Here is a 22,487-nt window from a genome sequence, read left to right as displayed (position 1 = left end):
TTTTCAGCGGACGGCGTTCGGACTTTCAATCAGCATCGGATTTCCCGAAAAGCGCGTACGCCTTTCGATTGGATGCCTTAGATGACGTAAGCCTTCAGCGGCTCGAAGCCATTAAAGGCAACTGCCGAATAGGTCGTCGTGTAGGCGCCTGTGCCTTCGATCAGAACTTCGTCGCCGATGGTCAGCGAGACCGGCAGCGGGTACATGTTCTTTTCATACAGCACGTCGGCGCTGTCGCAGGTCGGGCCGGCCAGAATGCAGGGCTGCATCTCGTCCTGATCACGCTCGGTGCGGATCGGGTAACGGATAGCCTCATCCATGGTCTCGGCGAGACCGCCGAACTTGCCGATGTCGAGGAACACCCAGCGGTGGTTGTCATTGTCGGACTTCTTCGACACCAGAACAACTTCCGCCTTGATGACGCCCGCATTGCCAACCATGCCGCGGCCCGGCTCGATGATCGTCTTCGGGATCTGGTTGCCGAAGTGCTTGCGCAGCGCCGTGTCGATTGCCTGGCCGTATTCTTCAGCGGCAGGAACGTCGCGCAGGTACTTGGTCGGGAAACCACCGCCCATATTGACCATCTGCAGGTGAATGCCCTGCTTGGAAAGCGAAGCGAAGACGCGCTTTGCATCGGCAAGTGCTGCATCCCATGCGTCGAGGTTCATCATCTGCGAACCGACATGGAAAGACACGCCGTAGGATTCGAGACCCATCTGATGCGCATAGACCAGAACGTCGACGGCCATCTGCGGCACGCAGCCGAACTTGCGCGACAGCGGCCATTCAGCGCCTTCGCCATCCGTCAGAACGCGGCAGAACACGCGGGCGCCGGGGGCGGCACGGGCAACCTTCTCGACTTCCTCATGGCTGTCCACGGCGAAGAGATCGATGCCGAGCGCGTAAGCGCGGGCAACATCGCGTTCCTTCTTGATGGTGTTGCCGAAGGAGATACGGTCGGCCGTTGCACCGGCATCGAGCGCCATCTGGATTTCAGCCACGGAGGCGCAATCGAAGCTGGAGCCGAGCGAAGCGAGCAGCTTCAGGATTTCCGGAGCCGGGTTTGCCTTGACGGCATAATAGATCGCGCTGTTCGGCAGGGAATGCCGGAACGCGTTGAAATTGTCGCGCACGACGTCGAGATCAACCACAAGGCAAGGGCCTTCGGGACGTCGGGTCTTGATGAAGTCGAGAATGCGTGCAGTCGTCATCGATATATTCCCTATAAAACCGACTCCGGAAAAATCCGGAGGACAAAGGACGCTCGAGATATGCATTCGAATCAGCCGGTGGAGGCGCAGAATCGATAGCATACGCTCAAGGCGTGAATATGAACGACGCCCTGCCAGAGCATCATTCGGCTTTGTCTGCCATCGATTGGAGGGATTGACCCGACCGCACTTCAGGCAATGATGGTGTGCCTCTTCAGTACCCCGGCTGATGGAAAGCCGGCAGAGAACCAGAAAGGCCCGCACCGTCGTTGCTTCATATGTCCTCGCATTTCCCGGTTGGCCGGAATAGCGACTGGAGGGGTTAGTTCCAGGTACCTTACCTAAATCCTCACCACATCGAGGACTCGGCGGACACACATGGGCACGTGCGACTTTGGGCAGCACGGGAGATAAGAATATTCGCAGTCATAATCAAGAGGTTTTTTTCACCATTTAGCGGATTTTTTCAGCAATGAATTTAGGGTTGAACAGTCGCCCTTCAGCGTTCAATTATATGGAACGAACCGGAGGATTTCCATGGACACGCTGACCCGCATCCGCGCCTTTATCGATGTCGTCGAGGCGGAGGGTTTTTCCGCCGCCGCGCGCAAGACCGGGCGCTCCAAGGCGCTTCTGTCCAAATATGTCCGGGAACTGGAGGATGATCTCGGCGCGCTGCTCCTCAACCGCACCACGCGGCAGTTCTCTCTGACGGAAGCCGGGCACACCTATTACCGCACCGCTTCCGACATTCTGAAGGAGATCGACAACCTCGCCGATCTGGTGCGCGAGAAGAATGCCGATCTGAAGGGCAAGCTCAGGATTTCGGTTCCGCGCACCTTCATCGACGCCGATGTCGGCCAGAGCCTGATCGATTTCGCCAAGGAAAACCCTGAACTGTCGCTGGAAATTGTCGCCGAAGATCGATTCGTTGATCTGATCGAAGAGGGTTTCGACCTTGCCGTCCGGATAACCCGGCTGGAGGATTCGGGCCTCATCGCCCGCAAGCTTTCCGATTTCCGCGTCTATGCGGTGGCGACGGCGGATTTCGTGGCCCAGCATGGGCCGCTCAACGGGCCGCAGGATTTTTCCCGCGTTCCCTTCATCATCGACACCAATACGCGTTTTCACAATACGGTGCGGTATCTGGAGCCGGATGGCGGCTCGAACTCAGTCACGATCAGCGGGCCGATCGAGGTCAACAGCCCGCAGGCAACGCTGCGCGCCGCCCGCGCCGGCCTCGGCATCGCCATGGTGCCGGATTTCATCGCCCGGCCCTATATCCAGTCCGGCGAACTGGTGACGCTGTTCGACGACTATATTTCCAAGGACCGCGGCATTTATGCGGTCTATCCGCATCGCCGTTACCTGCCGGCAAAGGTGCGCAGCTTCGTGGATTATCTCTCCGCGTGGTTCAGGAAGAATGGGTGAGAAGTGGAGAGCCTGATGGCTTTCACCGAGCACCCCTCCGTCATGCCGGACTTGATCCGGCATCCAGCCACGGCGCGTCTGCGCCGTGAAAGAGTCTTTTGCGATCAAGGACTTGATCGCGCTGGACCCCGGATCAAGTCCGGGGTGACGGTGTGCGGATGCAACGGCCTCATTAAAACCTGATCTCTGCAAGTTTTTCCACCCATCACCACGCCCGCCTTTCAGCGGGCGTCGCATGGCCGGAGCCCTTATCAGAACGGCGAATCCGGGAAGTAGAACTGCTCGGCATTCTCCTTGGTGATCAATGTCGCGTCGAGAATATAATTCCCGGCAACCGGCACCTGATCGTAAAAATGCCCGGCCGTCAGCTGCATGGCGGTCGCCACCATCGCCGGCGGATAGAGCACGTCGACCGGCACCAGCTTGTCGCCATCCATGACCTTCTTGATCATGTCCTTGGAGCCGGCACCCGCAACGATATACTGGATATCGGTGCGTTTCGCCTGCTGGATCGCTTCCAGCACGCCGATCGCCATGTCGTCATCCTGGCACCAGACCACATCGATCTTCTTGTATTTGGTCAGATAGTCCTGCATCACGCGGAAGGCGTCGTCGCGGTTCCAGTTGCCGTATTGGCGGTCGAGAACCTTGACGTTCGAGCCGGCGATGCCCTTGTCGAAACCATCCTGGCGCTGCTGGTCGATGGGGATCGGCAGGCCGCGAATGACCACCACTTCCGCATCCGGCGTGGTTTTCTTGATGTATTCGCCCGCCACCTGGCCAAGCGCCGGGTTGTTGCCGGCAACATAGAGATCGCGGATGGAATTATCGTTGACGCTCGGCGCGCGGTCCACCAGCGCGACGAAGGTGCCCTTGTCCTTGATCTCCTTGATGGCGTTGACCAGTGGATCGGGATCGGACGGCAGCACGACCAGCGCGTCCAGCCCCTGCACGGCCAGATCCTGAAGCGCGTTAGCCTGATTGGCGGCGTCCGGCGATGTCTTGACGATCACATTGAGCCCCGGATGCTCCTGCATCAAAAGCTTCGCCACCCGCTCGGCATGGTAGACGACACCCGCCGTCCAGCCGTGATCGGCGGCCGGAATGGATACGCCGATCGTGACCTTCTTGTCCTGCGCATGGGCCGAGCCCGCCAGCACCGCAGCCAGCGCGGCAAAGGCCACGCCGATGAATTTTCTACGCATAGTCTCTTTCCTCCCAAGACCGGGGCGTTCCTCCTTCAACCGCACCTGCCCCACATGGCGCGGCGTGATACGTCACCTGCGGCTGAGCGAACGCTGCACCAGCATGGCGATGATGATGATGGCTCCCTGAATGGCGCCGATCAGATATTCGCTGACGAAGTTCGACAGGATCATGATGTTGCCGACGATCTCCAGAATGAAGGCGCCGCAGATCGTGCCCCAGATGCGCCCCACCCCGCCGCGCAGCGCCGTGCCGCCGACAACGACGGCGGTGATGGCCTGCAGCTCCCACAACATGCCCGTGGTGGCCGAGGTGGAGGCAAGACGCGGCACATAAAGCAGCACCGCCACCGCAACACACAGCCCCTGCACGACATAGGCGATGGTGCGAACCCGGGCGACCGAAATACCGGAGTAACGCGCCACATCCTCACTGGACCCCACTGCGGTCAGATGCCGGCCGTAACGGGTGCGGTACAGCACGAAGGCGGCTATTGCCGCAGTGACGAAGATGACGATGACTGGTACCGGCACGCCCAGAACATTGCCGAAATAGACCGGTCGATAAAGCGTCTGGATTTCCGGATTGCGCAGCGTGATAGCACCACCCTGCGACAGCCATGTGGTCAGCCCGCGATAGATGCCCATGGTGCCGAGCGTGGCGATGAAGGGCTCGATGCGGCCGATGGTGGTGATGAGGCCGTTCGCCAGCCCGCAGGCCGCGCCGATGGCGAGCGCCAGCGCCATGGCGGCAAGCAGCATCAAAAGCGGACTGGCGATGACGCCGCTGTTCATGAACAGGATCATCAGGCTGGCGACGAAGGCAACCATGGCGCCAACAGAAAGATCAAGCCCGCCCGATGTGATGACATAAGTTGCGCCAAGCGCGATGATGGCGATGAAGGCGCTGCGGGTGACGACGTTCAGAAGATTGTCGATGCCGATGAAATTGGGATTGGCGATGGTGCCGAGAACCAGCAGCAGGGCCAGCGCCACGAACGGCGCCACGGCACGCAGGTCCCAGTCCTTCGAGGTCTTCGGCGTCTTGCCAGTGTCAGTTGCGGCCTCGGTCATGTTTCCCCTCAATTGTCTTTTCTTCAGGCCATATCTTTCGAAACCCGCAGCCTCAGGCGGGTTCCTGCGTGTGAACGCCGGTCGCCAGCGCCACGATGTCGTTTTCGGTCATGCGCTCGCCCGTTACCTCGCCGACGATCCGGCCGGAACGCATCACCAGAATGCGGTCGCAGATGCCGATCAGTTCCGGCATTTCCGAGGAGACGACGATGATCGAACGTCCTTCGTCTGCAAGCTTGGCGATGAAGCGGTAGATCTGTTCCTTGGTGCCGATATCGATACCGCGCGTCGGCTCGTCGATGATGACGATGGACGGATCGAGCAGCATCATCTTGGCGAGAAGCAGCTTCTGCTGGTTGCCGCCGGAAAGTTGGCCCGCCAGCAAATCCTTGCGGCCGGTGCGGATATCGAAATCATGGATGGCATCATCCAGCGCCGCCGTTTCCCGGCGGGTATCGATCTGGAACAGCCGGCTGAATTTTTTGAGCGAAGCAAGCGTGAGATTGACCCGCAAATCCTTGGTCAGCAGCAATCCCTTGCCCTTGCGGTCTTCGCTCAGATAAACGATCCCGGCCTTCAGGCTGTCTTCGGCCTTGGCGAAATGCACCTGTTTGCCGAGATGGCGGATCGTGCCCCGCCCGGCCCGAAGGCCAAGCACGCCCTCCATAAGCTCAGTCCTGCCCGCGCCGACCAGACCGGCAAAACCGAGTATTTCGCCTTTGCGCAGGCTGAAACCGGCATCCTGCGCATAACCGGGGACGGTGAAATGCTCCACCTCAAGAACCGGCTCACGCTCGCCGCCAGCGTTTCGGTCGGGATAGAGCTTGGCCACATCGCGCCCCACCATCAGCCGCGCCATATCAGCCGGCTCCACCTCCGAGGCCGGATGCGAGGCGACCAGCCTGCCGTCGCGCAGCACTGTCACCCGGTCGGCTATCTCCTTCACTTCCGGCAGGCGGTGTGAAATATAAAGCACGGCCACACCCTTCGCCCGGATGTCGCGGATGACATTCAGCAGCGCATCGGTTTCGATGGGCGTCAGGCTCGCGGTCGGCTCGTCGAAAATCACCACGCGATGCGGCACCAGCAGCACACGGGCGATCTGCACCAGCTGCCGCTGGGCAATCGACAGGCTGCCGACGATGGCGTCGGGATCGATCGTGCCGCCGAGATCGCCAACGGCCTTGCGCGCACCATCGCGCATGGCGCGGTCGTCCATCATTGGACCTTTATGCAATTCGCGGCCGAGATAGATGTTCTGCGCCACCGTCAGATCTGGCGCCAGCAATATTTCCTGATGTACGAGAACGATGCCGCGATGTTCGGCATCCACCGGCCCGCCAAGCGTAACGGCTGCGCCATCGATGAGGATTTCACCGCCCGATGGCTTTTCATTGCCGGCCAGCAGCTTCATCAGCGTCGATTTGCCGGCGCCGTTCTCGCCGATGATGGCGTGGACCTCGCCGGCGCGCACCGCGATCTCGATATCCTTCAGAACCTGAACCGGCCCGAAGGATTTCGACAGCCCGACCGTCCGGACAAGAACGGGGGCTGAAGTTTCGTCAGCAGAAGCCATGCGCCGTCACCGACAGCCGGTGAGAACGAACGGTTTTTGCCCCTCGATTTTTCCTGATTTGACCATAGGCGAACTCCTCCCAAAGCTCAGGGAAGAAGCTAACGTCCGTTTTGAGGTACGTAAAGCAAATTTCGCTCGTCTTTTAGAATACACTGAAATTTGAAGGGGACTTCCCGACCCAGCGGCGGATCGGGTCAGGGATTTGCGGCGCGCCTGAAGCCTTTCATCAGGCTATGCACGGCCTTGCCGCCGTCTTTTGCAAGGTCGAAGCGCTTGCCGAACAGCAGCCAGTCGGAACAGATGCCTTTCAGCAGCCAGTAGAGTGCCCCGAGCGCCGATTCCGCTGTCCAGTTGTCGTTGAAGGCACCTTCCGCCTGCGCCCGCTCGAAAGCGGCTTCCAGCCGATCCTTGTGGTAGCGGTCCAGCTCCTCCTGTGCATGCAGGACAGGGGCGAATTCGTCCGAATAGCTGGTACGCAGGCTGATGGTCATGATGCGCTGGCGTTGTTCGTCCTGCGCCAGAAGTGCCAGCCACTTGCAGGCCGCCTCCTCGATCTTGGCCAGCAGGGTCAACCCCTTGAGATCAGGATCATCGAAATCAAGCAGATCCGATTCCGGCAGCGCCACCGATTTGTAAAGGCCGATGAAAAGGTCCGTCTTGCTGGAGAAATGCCAGTATATCGCCCCGCGCGTCACCCCGGCCGCGACCGCTACCTCGTCCAGCGAGCTATTGGCCACGCCCTTTTTGAAGAACACACGCTCGGCAGCGGCAAGGATCGCCTGACGCGTCTCTTCTGCCTCGGCCTTGGTACGGCGCATGCTGATGTCTCCTTCCAATCGTGACACGGCGCTTTCGCACCGTGCCTTTTCTTGTCGTGCCGGGCTGTCATTCACATGAATACACTCACATGACTTTCGGCCAGGCCTTCACATCCGTTTTATTCCGCCGGCGACACGGCGTCAGCAGCAATCTTGTCGTCCTTCTTCCGATCCCCGAAAAACTTCATGACAAACACGAAGAAGACGGGGACGAAGAAGATGGCAAGGATCGTCGCCGAGATCATGCCGCCCAGAACGCCGGTACCGATGGCGTTCTGGCTCGCCGCACTGGCGCCCGACGCAATTGCCATCGGCAGCACGCCGAGCGAGAAGGCGAGCGAGGTCATCAGGATCGGTCGGAAGCGCAGGTGTGCCGCCTCCACCGTCGCATCATAGGTGGATTTGCCCTCCGCCCGCAGATCCTTGGCGAATTCGATGATCAGGATCGCGTTCTTGGCCGAAAGCCCGATGATCGCGACGAGGCCAACCAGGAAGTAGACATCGTTCGGCATGCCGCGCAGCATCACCGCCGCCACCGAACCGATGACGCCGAGCGGCACCACCAGCATGACGGAGAGCGGAATGGACCAGCTTTCGTAAAGCGCCGCGAGAAGCAGGAAGACGAACAGCACGCTGAGGCCGATGAGGGCCGGCGCCTGCGAGCCGGACTGGATTTCCTGCAGCGACTGGCCGGTCCATTCGAAACCGAAGCCGTTTGGCAATTCGCCCGCCAGACGCTCCATTTCGGCAATCGCATCACCCGAGGAATAACCGGGCGCCGACTGGCCGCCGATGCGGATCGCCGGATAGCCGTTGTAACCCACCACCTGCGAGGGGCCGCGCACCCATTCCACCGAGGCGAAGGAGCTTACCGGCACCATGCCGCCATTGGCATTGCGGACATTGAGGTTCAAAAGATCCTCGGTCTTCATGCGCTGGCCCTGCTCCGCCTGCACCGTCACGCGCTGCATGCGGCCGGCATTGGGGAAGTCGTTGACGTAGGACGAACCCATATTGGCCGAGATGGTGGCGTTGATGTCGCTGAAGGTCACGCCGAAGGTGTTGGCCTTTTCACGGTCGATGATGAGGTTGACCTGCGGAGAGTCCGGCATGCCTTCGACACGCAGGCCGGCCAAAATGGGGCTTTTCTGCGCTGCCGCCATCAGCTGTGCACCGGCGGCGCTCAGCGCCGTCTGCCCGGCACCCCCGCGATCCTGCAGGCGGAAGGTAAAGCCGCTGGAATTGCCGAGACCCTGAATGGGCGGCGGCGACAGCGTGAAGGACATGGAACCCGGCAGGCCCCACAGCTTGCCGTTGATGCGTTGGGCGATGGCGGAGGCGGAATCCTCCGGCCCACGCTCGCTCCAGTCCTTCAGCGTCGCGAAGGCGAGACCGGCATTCTGGCCGGAACCGGAGAAGGAGAAGCCCGAAACCGCAATCACGCGATCAACCGCCGGCTCCGCCAGGAAGATCTTTTCGATTTCCTGGATGGATTGCAGGGTGCGTTCGCTGCTGGCTTCCGCCGGCGCCTGAATGTCGACGATCAGGTAACCCTGGTCCTCATTGGGCAGGAAGGAGCTGGGCAATTGCATATAGGCCCAGCCGAGACCAGCAAGCAGCGCCGCATAGATGACCATGAAGCGGCCGGAACGCTTGATGATGCTGCCGACCGACGAGGAGTATTTATGCGAGGCCTTGTCGAAGCCGCGGTTGAACCAGCCGAAGAAGCCCTTCTTCTCATGGTGCCCGGCCTTGATCGGCTTCAGGAACGACGCGCAGAGCGCCGGCGTCAGCGACAGGGCAAGGAAGCCGGAAAACAGGATGGAGACCACCATGGTCAGGCTGAACTGCTGGTAGATGATGCCGACGGCGCCGGGGAAGAAGGCCATGGGCACGAACACCGCCGTCAGAACCAGCGTGATGCCGATGATGGCGCCGGAAATCTGGCCCATCGCCTTGCGGGTCGCCTCCTTCGGCGACAGATGCTCTTCCGCCATGATGCGCTCGACATTTTCCACCACGACAATCGCGTCATCGACGAGAATGCCGATGGCGAGAACCATGGCGAACATGGTGAGAACGTTGATCGAGAAGCCCGAAATATACATGATGGCGCAGGTGCCGAGCAGCGCCACGGGCACGACCAGCGTCGGGATGATGGTGTAGCGGATGTTCTGCAGGAAGACGAACATCACCACGAAGACGAGGATGATCGCCTCCACCAGCGTGTTGATCACCTTCTGGATCGAGATTTTCACGAAGGGGCTGGTATCGTAGGGAATTTCATATTCGATACCCGCCGGGAAATAACGCGACAGCTCCTCCATCGTGGCGCGCACGCCCTCGGAAGTCTGCAACGCATTTCCCGTCGGCGAAAGCTGGACGCCGATGGCCGCACTGGGCTTGCCGTTCAGGCGGCTCGAGAAGGTGTAGCTTTCCCCGCCCACCTCGACCCGCGCGACATCGCGCAGCCGGACGGAGGAACCATCCGGATTGGCGCGTAGCACGATGGAGCCGAATTCTTCCGGCGAGGTCAGCTGGCCCTGCACGTTGACGGTGGCAGAAATCTGCTGGCCAACGGGGTTTGGCGATGCGCCGATGCGGCCAGCCGCGACCTGCGAGTTCTGCGCCTGGATTGCGCCGATGACATCGCTCGAGGTCAGGCTGAGACCCAGCATCTTGTCGGGGTCCATCCAGATGCGCATGGAGCGCTGGGTGGCGAACAGCTGCGCGCTGCCGACGCCGGGAACGCGACGCAACTCACCGACCACGTTACGGCTGAGATAGTCGCCAAGGCCGATGGCGTCCGTATTGCCGTCCACGGACGTCAGCGCCACCATCATCAGAAACGAGGTTCCGGCCTGCTCAACGCGCAGGCCCTGCTGCGTTACCGCCTGCGGCAGCCGGGGTTCGACACGGGCGATACGGTTCTGAACCTCGACCTGCGCCTCACCGATATTGGTGCCGGGTTCGAAGGTGACGTTGATCGAGATACGGCCGGAGGATTCCGACGTCGATTCGAAATAGATCAGACCCGGGACGCCATTCAGCTCTTCCTCGATGGGACGCGTGACGCTCTGATAGATATCTTCCGGCGATGCGCCCGGATAGGTCGTGCCGACGGAAATCTGCGGCGGGGCCACATTCGGATATTGCGCAATCGGCAGCATGGGAATGGCGAGCAGGCCCGCCAGCATGATGAAGATGGCGACGACCCAGGCAAAAATGGGCCGATCGATGAAAAAACGTGCCATGAAAATCGGTCCTTATTGCTTCGCGGCCGGGGTCTCAGACGAGGTCTCGGCCGAAGCCGCGCCTTCGCTGCCGGCGGCGGCAGCGACATCGGGCTCCGCAGACCATGGCTCAGGCTTCACCTTGGCGCCCGGCGCGGTTTTCTGGAAACCTTCGGCAACGACGCGGTCGCCGTCCTTCAGGCCTTCCGTAATCACCCAGCGATCGCCAATCGAGCGGCCGACGCTGACGCGGCGCTGTTCGACCGTGTCTTCGGCATTGACGACAAGCACGCTCGCCTGCCCGCCCGAATCGCGCTGCACCGCCTGCTGCGGCACGGCAAAGGCCGCCTTCTGGATGCCCTGCTGGATCTGCACGCGGACATACATGCCCGGCAAAAGGTCGCCGTTCGGGTTGGGGAATTCGCCGCGCAGCGTCACCTGGCCGGTGGTTTCATCCACCGCCGCCTCCGAGAACAGCAGGCGGCCCGAAATCGGATAACGGGTGCCGTCATCAAACAGCAGATTGACTTCCGCCTCGTTCGGGCCTGTCATCAACTGGCCATCCTGCAAGGCCTTGCGAAGGCGAATGAGATCGGCGGCGGGCTGGGTGAAGTCGGCATAGATCGGATCGAGCTGCTGGATCGTTGCAAGGTTCTCCGAGCCGGTGGCGCTAACGAGTGCGCCTTCGGTAATGCGCGCCCGGCCGATCATGCCGCTGATGGGTGCGGTGACATTGGCATATTGCAGATTGAGCTTGGCTTCCGCAACGCCGGCCTCGGCCACCGCCACTTCGGCATCCGCCTGCGCCAGCTGGGCGATAGCATTGTCGAATTCCTGCTGCGAACCAACATTCGAGCGGCGCAGCTGCTGCTGCCTGTCAGCCGTCTGCCGCGCCTGCAGCTGTGCGGCCTGCGCCCGGCGCAACGTGCCTTCGGCGCTATCGACGCGCACCTGGAACGGCGCGGGGTCGATCCGGTAGAGCACATCGCCTTCCTTCACCAGCGAGCCCTGCTCGAACACCCGCTCGACAATGATGCCGGAGACGCGCGGGCGTACTTCGGCAAGCCGCGTCGGCGCGATGCGTCCCGGCAATTCATTGGTGATGGGCAGCTCTTCCTGGCTCACGGTCACGACCTTGACCGCGCCGGGCGGCGGCGCGCCAGGCGCAGATGCCTGCTCGTCGCTACATCCGACCAGAACGATGCCCGTCAACAACACCGCTACGATCTGCCCCAATTTCTTCGCCATACTGCGCTCCGAATCCACAAAAAAGGTCACATTTACATACATACTAAGACGTATGTAAAATTCGGGCAATGGAATTGTTGCAGCGCAACAGCGGTCTCACGCGCTTGTGAAGATGCGTGTCTCTTGAGAAACGGAACTCGTGGTCACTGGATAGCCGAAGGCACCCAGACCGGACGGTGAAAAGGCCGGCCGCAATCGGACGGCCGGAATTGCGGGAGCGGCCGGTGGAGAGACGGGAGCGGGAGCGCCCTCGCCTGCCCGCTTAGAACAGGCGTTTCAGCGAAGTGGCTTCCGGCTGCGGACTGCTCTTCGGCGTCTCGCTGTTGTCGGCGGATCTGCTGCGCAGGGCCGCATAATAGGCGTTCTTATGTTCGTACATATTCATATCGGCGCGGCGCACCAGCGATTCCATCGCCTCGCCGGCTTCGCTGGTCGCCACTCCCAGCGACAGGCTGAGCGGCGCACTTGAATAAAACTGGTTGTTGATCTTCAGCAGCTCATAGACTGTTTCGACCATGGCAGCGGCAATCTGCTTGTCGGCGCCGGGAAGAAGAATGGCGAATTCATCGCCGCCGATGCGCGCAGCATGGTTGGGCGCGGCCACCACGCCGTTCAGCACCTCGCCCACCCGCCGCAGCAGGGCGTCGCCGGCATCATGGCCGAGCTTGTCATTGGCCTCTTTCAGGCCGTTGAGATCGATGACAATGGCAGAAACGGGCCGCAGCGCACTGCGCTCCAGCCGGTTCAACTCATCCGAATAAAAGGCGCGGTTATGCAGTTTGGTCAGCACGTCGTGCTTGCCGAGATATTCGAGATAGGCTTCCGCCTTCTTGCGCGCGGTGATGTCCGTCAGCGCCACCTGCACCAGCGACCAGTCACGCTCGTGGCCGGGGAAGACGGAAAAATGCAGGAGAACATGACGCTCCGAGCCGTCAAGCGCATAATTCACCACCTCGCGATGGTGAGTGAGATTGCCGTTCCAAAGCTCCATCAGCTGTTCCCGGAACGGCTTTTCCATCTCGCCGCGGAAAATATCGCCGAGCCGCTGCAATAGAACCTGCCGGTCCGGCGCGCAGAACAGGTCAAGCGTGGCACGATTGACGTCGATGACGCGGATTTCGCTCATGCATTGGCGCACAAATTCGGGATGCACATCCATGAACACGCGGAAATCGATGATACCGCGTTCCCGGACTTCCTCGATCAGTCGCCGCACCCGGCTGAAATCCTCCACCCAGAGCGAAACCGGCGAATGCTTGAACATGCCCTCGGCATAACGGCGGTTGAGAAGCTCCTTGCGGCGGGCTTCTTCCCGTTCCGTCACATCCTCGGTGGTCAAAAGCAGCCGGCCGAGCGTGTTCTCGTGGCCGGGTATGACCGCGCCGCGCAGCTGGATATCAAGCCGCCTGCCGCCGATCGAATAATTCACCGCATTGCTGGTGAATTCCGTCCGCCCCGCCCAGAGTTCGGAAAGCTCGTTCACATGGCTTTCCAGCATGTCGTCGCGAAAAATCCGATGCAGATTGTCGACGAGATGCGCCTGATCGCGCGCCTCGAACAGTTCCAGCGTCTTGGCATTGACCTGGATGACGCGGATTTTCTGCGAACACGCCGCCACACGCGATAAATCTTCCAGAAGAAACGCCCTGAGATCCTCGACGCCCTCAGCCCGCCAGATATCGAACTGGCTCTTCACCGCGCTGAAATCCTCGATCCACATCGCCACCGGCGCGAGATTGAAGATATTGGTATCGATCGTCTCACTCATACGGGCAGTCTTCTCAAGGGTGGATGCAGGCGGATGCCAAACGGTGCGGCACGGCGACGACCGCCCGCATATCGGGATTTATTAGGGATATTCGATTTAACGCAAGCATTTATCGCGCAACCTGCCGGATTGCGCGATAATTCACGGATTTCGCCGCTGGGATGCCCTTTACCAGAGCTTCACGTGACGGTTCACATCCTTGTAGAGCAGGTAACGGAACCGGCCCGGGCCGCCCGCGTAACAGGCCTGTGGGCAATAGGCGCGCAGCCACATGAAGTCGCCCGCCTCAACTTCCACCCAGTCCTCGTTCAGCCGGTAGACCGCCTTGCCCTCCAGCACGTAAAGACCGTGTTCCATCACATGGGTTTCCATGAAGGGAATGGTCGCACCCGGCTGGAAGGTAACGATGTTGAGATGCATGTCGTAACGCACGTCTTCGGGATCGATGAAGCGGGTCGTCGCCCATTTGCCATCGGTATCGGGCATGGCCGACATGGCGATCTCGTCTTCATGCGAAAAGATCGCCGGCGGCGGCTCCAGCCCGTCAACCGCCTGAAACGCCTTGCGGACCCAATGGAACTTGACCGGCGCCTTGCCGGAATTCTTGACCTGCCAGCGCGCACCGGCCGGCAGGAAGGCAAACGAGCCCTCCCGCAGCGCATGCTGCGCGCCCTCGAACGTCACGGTCATTTCGCCTTCGACAACGAAGATCGCCGCTTGCGCCCTCTCGTCCGGCTCCGGCCGCTCGCTGCCGCCATCGGGCTGCACTTCGACGATATATTGCGCGAAAGTCTCGGAAAACCCCGTCATCGGCCGGGCGATGATCCAGGCCCGCGTGCCGGTCCAGTACGGCAGCACGCTTGTCACGATATCGGACATCACGGTCTTGGGGATGACCGCATAGGCGGTCTTGAAAACAGCCTTGCTCGACAGCAGTTCCGTCTGCCCCGGCAGACCGCCCATATCCGAATAATATCTCTTCATTTCAGCCATTCCATTCTGCAACGCATTCCGCGCGGATTCTTAGGCCCGCGATGTGGTTTAATCAAATGGTTATTGGCAGAGGGCGGCCTAAACAACGATGACATTGGGCACGGAGGTGGCCGCGCATTTCTTCTCCCCGGCGGGGAGAAGACACAAGCGGCACGCGCTCGCTTCCCGCAAAGGAATAACGAGCGCGGCTTTCTGTCTCACACCTTCTTACGCATCGTCGCATAGACGATATTGTGGTTCTCGCCGAAGAACACCTCCGCCTCGATACTTGCAGGATCGGCGCTGGCATTGACGATCCGCCACATATCCGCCTTCGAGCGCAGCAGCAGCGCCCAGTTCATGAAGGTCTCCATATAACCGTCGACGACGATATCTTCGGAGAAGTTGGCGAAGAGGAACATGCCGCCGGGTTTGAGCATCTCCATGCAGCGCCGTGTCAGCTTGATCGCCACACGGTCGTTCAGATAATCATACAGGCCGGCCGCATAGATCAGATCGAAGCTGCCGAGCTCCTGCGTGCGCAGCACGATATCGCGGACCGAACCGTCAATTGCCTCCACACCGCGACCGCCGAAATCACGGGCGACGGAGCCGACGCTCAAGGGATCCTGATCCAGTGCCACCCAGCGCTTGATCCTGCCCTCTTTCAGCGCCACCGAAGCATCGGCCTCACGCAGGTGGCCGGAGGCGATGGTGAGGATTTCCGTCTCTTCGCCGTGGCGGGCGGCAGCCTCATCCACGAAGCGCGTCAGCAGATCCCGCCGCTCGCGCACGGCAACCGAGGAACTGGCGTCCTTTGTGTAATCGTAAAGGGCGGCCCCCAGCGGCGAGGCGTTCTTCACCAGTTCGGCAACGCTGTCATGAGCGTAGATGAAGTCGAGCAACTGGGCGTCGCCGGAATAGCCCCTCGGCTTTTCGAACGACCACCGGGTGAAGGGATCTTCGAGAAAACGCTCCGACACGGAGTGATTCTGCACCAGGGGGATCAACTCCGCCCACACGCTGGAGTGGAGCTTATCTCGCAATCCATGCAGTGCGCCCGCCGTTCGATGTATTATCTCACGCGCCGAAACGCCATTGTCGAATTGCTGCTGTGCCAATTCGAGAATGATGGCGATCTCTGCTTTCGCAACTGCGAACTGCTCATCGAATGTCTCCGTTCTGCGTGCAAAAATCTCTTTTGCGACAGTATCCGGGGTAATCAGACTTGCCCCGTCAAGATTTTTCTTCTTTACCCGCACCACTTCAGCCTCCAGTATTAACACATTGTTAACTATACGTTTCTCGGAGACGGAAGGCCACTCGCTTTCGATTTTTGAGCGGTGTAGGGATAGATTAGTAGATTAGCGTATTTTTTTGGTCACACTCGTGGGCATAGGAGAAAGCGGATACGCGATTTAGTGAAACTTAATGTTGCGAACGTATGATGCGTTCTTCCTTTCCATGTTCTCCGCACGCATCGGCGGAGATCGGCAGGAACCCGCACCGGGTGCGACAGCACACGGAAAAGTGGAATAAGCAGTTACTTAATAAAGTATACGCAACACTATGGGAAAGTGCATGAAGCACACATTGGGAGAGGTGGGTGGACAGCAAGACTATCGGCGGCCGGACTCCCGGTTTTCTGATGAACTTCTTGCCCTTTACCAGCAGGAAGGTGAGCGCAGCCGCCGTGGTTCGATCAGACAGGGCCTGTGGACGGCCGTTTTCATCTATCTTCTGTTTGCCGTCACCGACATCATTCTGATACCCGACGTCGCTTTCTACGCCATCATCGCCCGTCTGGTCGTGGTCTTCTCCTCGCTGCTGACGCTGGAAATCCAGCTGCACAGGGGCGCCAGCACGGCTGCCCTCGACCTCACCTGCGCGACTGCGCTCGTCATGGGCTATATCGGCTGGCTGCTGCCTTCGCTTTTGACCGACAACCTTGAAAACATGTCCTATTACATGGTTTTCGGGGCGATCTTCATGATGGGCGCCAACCTGTTCTTTACCTTTCGTTTCCACCTGTCGCTCGTGTCATCAGGTATCATTCTCGTCACCTATTTTCTGGCGTTGACGCAGTTTCCTGAAGATGTGTTCTACAAGGTGGCTTTCGGCACCTTCTATATTTCCTGCTTCGTTTTCACCTCCTATGTGAACTGGAACCTGAACCGGGAACGGTATCACGTCTTTCTCAACGCGCTGGAGGCCAAGGCCCAGCAGAAGGCTGCGGATGAACGCGGCCAGGCGCTGCTGCGGCTTTCAAATACGGATTCGCTCACGGGCCTGCAGAACCGTCGCGCCATCGACCATCAGCTGCGCCTGCTGTGGGACAATTGGAGCAAGAAGGAGGAAGGTTTCGCCGTTCTCCTGATCGATGTCGACTTCTTCAAGAAATACAATGACCGTTATGGCCACCAGGAAGGCGACAAGTGCCTGGTGACGGTGGGCAATGCGCTGCAGGATGCAATCGCCGGGCATGGCGCTTCCATCGGCCGTTATGGCGGTGAGGAGTTCATCGTTCTCGTGCCGTTCAAATCCAAGCAGCAGGTGGGCGAGTTGGCCGAAACGATCCGCCACACCGTCGAAGACCTGTCGCTTGCCCACGACCAGCGCCGGGACGGCACCTTCGTCGTCACCGTCAGCATCGGCGCGTCCTTCACCCGCGCCAATCCGGACGGCAAGCTGGAGAAAATCATCAACGAGGCCGACCGGGCGCTCTACATTGCCAAGGGCAATGGCCGCAACTGCATGAAGCTGTTCGATCCGGACGATCCGCAAACCAGCGACGAGACGGAAAACATCGCAGCGCTTCTGAAGATCGCCATTGCGGAAAACCTCATTTCCCTCGTCTACCAGCCGATCCTCAACGTCTCGACCAATGAAACGCCGGGCGCCGAAGCGCTGATGCGGCTTCGCCTGCTCGATGGCAGCGCCGTTTCGCCCGGCATCTTCATTCCGATTGCCGAGCGCACCGGTACGATCATGGAACTCGGCCTCTGGACCATCAAGACCGTCTGCAAGCAGATTCTTGCCGATGACCGGGTGGACGTAGTCAGCGTCAACGTATCCCCGATGCAGCTGAAGAATCCGGGCTTTGCCACCTCGGTTGCAGCAATCCTCGTCGAGGCCGGCATCGCCGGCAACAGGCTCGCCTTCGAGATCACCGAAGGTCTGGATATGGAGATGCATTCGGATGTGCTGCGCTGCCTGAATGACCTGAAAACGCTCGGTATCAACATCTGGCTCGATGATTTCGGAACCGGGTTTGCCGGCCTTTCCTGGCTGCGCATGACCGATTTCGACACCGTCAAGATCGACCGCTCCTTCCTGCATGACAGCAATACGCCGCGCGGCCGGGCAATGCTGCAGGACATGATCCGCCTCATCCGCAACCGTGGCCACAAAATCCTGATTGAAGGCGTGGAGACGGAAGAACAGCTGCGGCTGGTACGCCAGCTGGAGATCGATTATGCGCAGGGCTATTATCTCGGACGCCCGGTCGTCGCCGAACGGCTGGGGGCGGCGAGAACCCCCTATCCGCGTCCCAACATGCTGCTGCGTCCCGCCTGACGGACTACGGCCCCTGCCTCAGTGATAGGCGGGCGGCACGATCGAGAATTTCGACGCCAGTTCCGCAAAGGCCGCGCGGGTAACGGGATCGACGGGCGCGCCTTCCCTTTCCCGCCTTGCCGCAACCGCCCATTCCCGGTCGCCCGGTGCCATGACCTTGCAGTCCTCGCGCGCGGGCGAGCCGCGCAGCACTTCGAGATAACGTTTCATGCCCTCATCGAACACTTCCCGTTCAAGGAAGGCTTCGGGCTTCAGCGCCAGAACGAAGGCTCCTAGTCCACGCGGCGTGGAAAAATCGGGCCCGCCCATGGGGTCTATGTCGAAACTGAGTTTCATGCCGCTGAGAACGGCGCTGAAAATCTCGACCATGCCCGCCAGCGCCGCGCCCTTGAAGCCGAAAGCGCCGCCGAGCGGCGCCAGCATTTCAACGGCATGGGGATCGCGCGTGTCGATGCCGTCACCGTCAGACGCGACACCATCAGGCAATTGCTGTTCGAGGCTGCGGTAAAGCAGAACCCGATTATAGGGCACGGCACTGGTGGCCATGTCCAGAAGCCAGGGCATGTCATCCGCCGCCGGCACGCCAACGGCAATCGGGTTGGTGCCGTGGAAGCGCATCGCGCCATCATGCAGGCGCACGAAACTGTCGGAATTGCAGACGGCAAGGCCGATATAACCCTGCCGCGCCGCTTCCAGCGCATAGGCGCCGGCGGGGCCGAAATGCGAGGAATTGCGGATTGCCACCGCGCCGATGCCGAATTTTTCGGCCAGCGTCATGGCATTGTCCATGGCCGCATAGGTGGCGCGGGCGCCGTGGGCATGGTCGGCATCGATGGTCTCCACCGCGCCGAAGCCCGAGACACGGCGGATCTGCGGCCGCCGATTGAGACGTCCGCCTTCAAGGGCGGTGATGTAGTGGGCAAGCAGGCGCACGCCGTGGCTGTCGACGCCGAGCCTTGTGCCATGCATCATGGCGCGGGTTGCGGCATCGGCCGTCTCGTCATCCGTGCCGGCGGCCAGGAAGGTGCTGCGGCAGAACCGCTCCAGCTCATCCAGCCTTGCGAGAACGGTGGCGTTTTCATTGCTGTGCGACATGCGGGGAACCCTCCCGATTCCAGAATCCATGCCGCACAGGCTATTCACGGAGCGCGTTTTTGCAATCGAATATCGCGCCCAGCATATCGGCCCGAAAATCGGAACGATTTTCGACAGGAACGATGTGCGGACTCTGAGTGTTGGAGCGTCCTTTGCGCGCCCGAACGGGCGCAGGGCGCTCTAATAGTCAAATCAGTCGTCCGCACCCATCGCATCATAGGGATCGCGCTCACCGGCGATGATCGCGCGCTTGCCGACATGGTTTGCAGGGCCGACAATACCTTCCTGCTCCATACGCTCCACCAGCGAGGCGGCGCGGTTGTAGCCGACCGACAGGCGGCGCTGGATATAGGACGTCGAGCACTTCTTGTCGCGCATCACCACCTTGACGGCCTTTTCATAGAGGTCGTCGCTGTCATCGTCGCCCATCGAAGTCTTGTCGAAGACGGCGGTATCCTCTTCCGCCTCTTCATCCGCCTCTTCGGCGTCTTCCGTGACGGTACCGAGATATTCCGGGCGCCCTTGCGTCTTCAAATGTGCGACGACCTTTTCCACCTCCTCATCCGATACGAACGGACCGTGGACACGGGCGATGCGGCCGCCACCCATCATGTGCAGCATGTCGCCCTGGCCGAGCAGATGCTCTGCGCCCTGTTCGCCAAGGATGGTGCGGCTGTCGATCTTCGACGTCACCTGGAAGGAGATGCGGGTCGGGAAGTTCGCCTTGATCGTGCCGGTGATGACATCGACCGAAGGACGCTGGGTGGCCATGATGAGGTGGATGCCGGCGGCACGCGCCATCTGCGCCAGGCGCTGAATCGCCCCTTCGATCTCCTTGCCCGCGACCATCATCAGGTCGGCCATCTCGTCAACGATGACGACGATGTAGGGCATGGCCGTAAGGTCCATTTCCTCCTGCTCGTAAACAGCCTCGCCGGTGGCGCGGTCAAAGCCGGTCTGCACGTTGCAGAACACCGTTTCGCCCTTGGCGCGGGCAGCGGCGGCCCTTGCATTATAACCGTCGATATTGCGCACGCCGAGACGCGACATCTTGCGATAACGGTCTTCCATTTCGCGCACGGCCCATTTCAGCGCCATGACCGCCTTTTTCGGATCGGTAACAACCGGCGTCAACAGATGCGGAATGCCGTCATAGACCGACAGTTCGAGCATCTTCGGATCGACCATGATCAGGCGGCATTCTTCCGGCTTCAGACGGTAGAGCAGCGACAGGATCATGGTGTTGATGGCGACCGACTTGCCGGAACCGGTGGTGCCGGCAACCAGCAGATGCGGCATCTTGGCCAGTTCGGCGATGACGGGTTCGCCGCCAATGGTCTTGCCGAGGCAGAGCGCGAGCTTCTGGCGGGTTTCGGCATAATCCGTCGCTTCGATCAGTTCACGCAGATAGACCGTTTCGCGCACCGGGTTCGGTAGTTCGATGCCGATGACATTGCGGCCGGGGACGACGGCGACACGGGCCGAGAGCGCCGACATGGAGCGGGCGATATCATCGGACAAACCGATGACGCGCGAGGATTTGACGCCGGGGGCCGGCTCGAATTCGTAAAGCGTCACGACAGGGCCGGGGCGGACATCGATGATCTCACCCTTGATGCCGAAATCCTCCAGCACGCTTTCCAGAAGCCCGGCGCTCTGTTCCAGCGCTTCGGGCGTCATGGTCGTGGTCTGCTGGACACGGGCTTCCTGCAGCAGATCGATGGAGGGATATTGATACTCTCCCTCGGCAAAGACCGGCGCTTCGCGGAACATCGGCTGCGAAGCCTGAATAGGTGCGCGGGGCGTGAAGCGCGGCTCTGCCGCCACTCTTGCTGCCGGCTGGCTTTCAATCGGCTGGGCCTGCTCGATCGGCCGCTGCGGCTCGACGAAGACGGGGACTTCCGCCACAGGCTGCGGCGCGATTTCCTGTTCTGCGGCCGGAGTGGCGACCGGAACGACAGCCTGACGCACGCCGATTTCCCGGTAAAGCCGGATCGCGGAACCGCCCGGCACGGTGACGACCGGAGGCTCGGCTGAAAGCACGACGGCAGCGGCCGCCGACACAGAAACGGCAGGGATCGACACCGTCAGCGCCGGGTTCGTCAAAGCGGGATTTACCAGGGCGGGATGTGCAAGGGCCGGATCGGCAAAATTGGCACGCAGATAGGCGGGAACGGTCTCGCCCGCTGCCACCGGCAAATCAAGCGTCATGACTTCCCAAAACAGCTCATCCGGCAGATGGGCGGCAAAGGCGGGAACGGATGCAGCCGGCAGGGGGCCCTGCGCCGCAGCAACTGGCTGGACGGCAGGCAGCGGCTGAACGGAGGAGAATACCCTCTGTAACGGCGCTTGCACCATGGGCGCGAATGTCGCGACCTCCGCTGGCGCCTGTGCGGCGGCAGCGGCTTCTTCCGCCTGCTTGCGGGCAAGTTCGAGACGCAATTTATAGGTCAGCGCCCTGGCACCGCGCGCATCGGGCGGCTGCGGCAGGAACGGCATGCGCGGCGGCGGCACACGCTGCTCCGCCGGCTTTACGACCGGCTGAGATATGGCAGCAGCGTCCTCATGCGCGACGGCCTGCTGCGCCGTCGCCTCCGGCTCCACCGTGTCCGGCGCAGCGACAGCCACGACTTCCTCTTCGAGAATATGGAGTTCTTCCGGAATATTCGGCGTCTCGACCGGCATGCGTCGGCTGAAGGCGCTTTCCGGCGTGCGGGTAAAGCGCACATTGGGGCCAAGCACAAAAGCATTCTGCCAGCCGGGCATTTCGGCACGGCCTTCAATGGCGTCGGCTGCGCTGACATCGGCATTTGGACGGGGCGCGGCACTTGCCTTCATCGCCGTCTGCTGCCCGGCAACCGCCTTGCCGCCGGCATGACGGGCGTTTTCGCTCCCCTCCCCTGCGTTATTGGACGAATTCTGGAATCTGGATCGGGAGAAGCTCATGGCAGCGTGCACACTCATCATAAACGTACATATTTCGGTCTCCCTGAAATAGAAAATAAAGGTTAATTACCCCTTTCCAAACGGCGCCTCGGCGGCAGATTTCACCTCACCCACTGGCCCTTTTGGGTATGCGCCCATGGCAAAAACGAAGATCAACAATTTGTTTTCATTTAATTAAATCGATTTTTCCGCAGGCTGGGGGATATTCCGCAGCAACCGGGGAAAACCAGATTGGCGTGCGTGAGGCATATTGTTTCTTCAAACTCACCCGCAACGTAAAATCATTGCTGTAAAGGCCGCGAATTAACGTGGACACTGCCGAGGTTGCAGTCTT

General features: G+C 60.6%; 14 protein-coding genes. 2 read left to right on the top strand and 12 right to left on the bottom strand.

Features of this window, described 5'->3' with window-relative positions; all coding sequences use genetic code 11:
* Positions 1–77: 77 nt before the first annotated feature.
* Positions 78–1,211: an ornithine/lysine decarboxylase gene (gene odc2 / locus AKG12_RS24635; protein ID WP_046800865.1), complete on the bottom strand. Its 1,134-nt coding sequence runs from the start codon at positions 1,209–1,211 to the stop codon at positions 78–80.
* Between the two features lie 537 nt (positions 1,212–1,748).
* On the opposite strand from odc2, the gene AKG12_RS24630 reads away from it, so the two are divergent.
* A complete protein-coding gene (locus AKG12_RS24630) occupies positions 1,749–2,642 on the top strand; it encodes a LysR family transcriptional regulator (protein ID WP_046800864.1) in 894 nt (297 codons plus the stop codon).
* Between the two features lie 251 nt (positions 2,643–2,893).
* Here the strand turns inward: AKG12_RS24630 and AKG12_RS24625 are convergent, their stop codons facing one another.
* The 9 genes from AKG12_RS24625 to AKG12_RS24585 form a co-directional block, all read right to left on the bottom strand.
* Positions 2,894–3,847, bottom strand: coding sequence for a substrate-binding domain-containing protein (locus AKG12_RS24625; protein WP_046800863.1), 954 nt, complete (start codon positions 3,845–3,847; stop codon positions 2,894–2,896).
* 72 nt (positions 3,848–3,919) lie between these two features.
* On the bottom strand, positions 3,920–4,921 hold the full coding sequence (locus AKG12_RS24620; RefSeq protein WP_052820818.1) for an ABC transporter permease: 1,002 nt from the start codon (positions 4,919–4,921) through the stop codon (positions 3,920–3,922).
* Between the two features lie 52 nt (positions 4,922–4,973).
* A complete protein-coding gene (locus tag AKG12_RS24615) occupies positions 4,974–6,497 on the bottom strand; it encodes a sugar ABC transporter ATP-binding protein (protein ID WP_052820817.1) in 1,524 nt (507 codons plus the stop codon).
* Between the two features lie 194 nt (positions 6,498–6,691).
* Positions 6,692–7,315 carry a TetR family transcriptional regulator gene (locus tag AKG12_RS24610; RefSeq protein ID WP_082179031.1) on the bottom strand — a complete coding sequence of 208 codons (624 nt, stop codon included), beginning with the start codon at positions 7,313–7,315 and terminating at the stop codon, positions 6,692–6,694.
* Positions 7,316–7,434: 119 nt separating this feature from the next.
* The gene (locus AKG12_RS24605; protein WP_052820816.1) at positions 7,435–10,569 is read right to left on the bottom strand and encodes a multidrug efflux RND transporter permease subunit; all 3,135 of its coding nucleotides are present in this window, start codon (positions 10,567–10,569) and stop codon (positions 7,435–7,437) included.
* Positions 10,570–10,581: 12 nt separating this feature from the next.
* A complete protein-coding gene (locus tag AKG12_RS24600; protein WP_082179033.1) occupies positions 10,582–11,796 on the bottom strand; it encodes an efflux RND transporter periplasmic adaptor subunit in 1,215 nt (404 codons plus the stop codon).
* Between the two features lie 262 nt (positions 11,797–12,058).
* A complete protein-coding gene (locus AKG12_RS24595) occupies positions 12,059–13,564 on the bottom strand; it encodes a sensor domain-containing diguanylate cyclase (protein ID WP_052820814.1) in 1,506 nt (501 codons plus the stop codon).
* Positions 13,565–13,732: 168 nt separating this feature from the next.
* Entirely contained in the window at positions 13,733–14,557 is an 825-nt protein-coding gene (locus AKG12_RS24590; RefSeq protein ID WP_052820813.1) for a bifunctional allantoicase/(S)-ureidoglycine aminohydrolase, read from the bottom strand.
* A gap of 197 nt (positions 14,558–14,754) precedes the next feature.
* Entirely contained in the window at positions 14,755–15,801 is a 1,047-nt protein-coding gene (locus AKG12_RS24585; RefSeq protein ID WP_046800856.1) for a class I SAM-dependent methyltransferase, read from the bottom strand.
* A 316-nt stretch (positions 15,802–16,117) separates the two neighbouring features.
* On the opposite strand from AKG12_RS24585, the gene AKG12_RS24580 reads away from it, so the two are divergent.
* Positions 16,118–18,112, top strand: a complete 1,995-nt coding sequence (locus AKG12_RS24580) for a putative bifunctional diguanylate cyclase/phosphodiesterase (RefSeq protein WP_046800855.1) — start codon at positions 16,118–16,120, stop codon at positions 18,110–18,112.
* 18 nt (positions 18,113–18,130) lie between these two features.
* Here the strand turns inward: AKG12_RS24580 and AKG12_RS24575 are convergent, their stop codons facing one another.
* Both AKG12_RS24575 and AKG12_RS24565 read right to left on the bottom strand, forming a co-directional pair.
* Positions 18,131–19,207 (bottom strand): Ldh family oxidoreductase, encoded by a 1,077-nt coding sequence (locus AKG12_RS24575; RefSeq protein ID WP_052820812.1) that lies wholly within the window; start codon positions 19,205–19,207, stop codon positions 18,131–18,133.
* Positions 19,208–19,399: 192 nt separating this feature from the next.
* The gene (locus tag AKG12_RS24565; RefSeq protein WP_052820810.1) at positions 19,400–22,174 is read right to left on the bottom strand and encodes a DNA translocase FtsK; all 2,775 of its coding nucleotides are present in this window, start codon (positions 22,172–22,174) and stop codon (positions 19,400–19,402) included.
* Positions 22,175–22,487: the final 313 nt, after the last annotated feature.

This window comes from Agrobacterium sp. SUL3, assembly GCF_001263295.1.
Lineage (GTDB): Bacteria > Pseudomonadota > Alphaproteobacteria > Rhizobiales > Rhizobiaceae > Agrobacterium > Agrobacterium tomkonis.
Note: the sequence above shows the minus strand (reverse complement) of the source record. Positions and strands in the feature narration are given on the sequence as shown.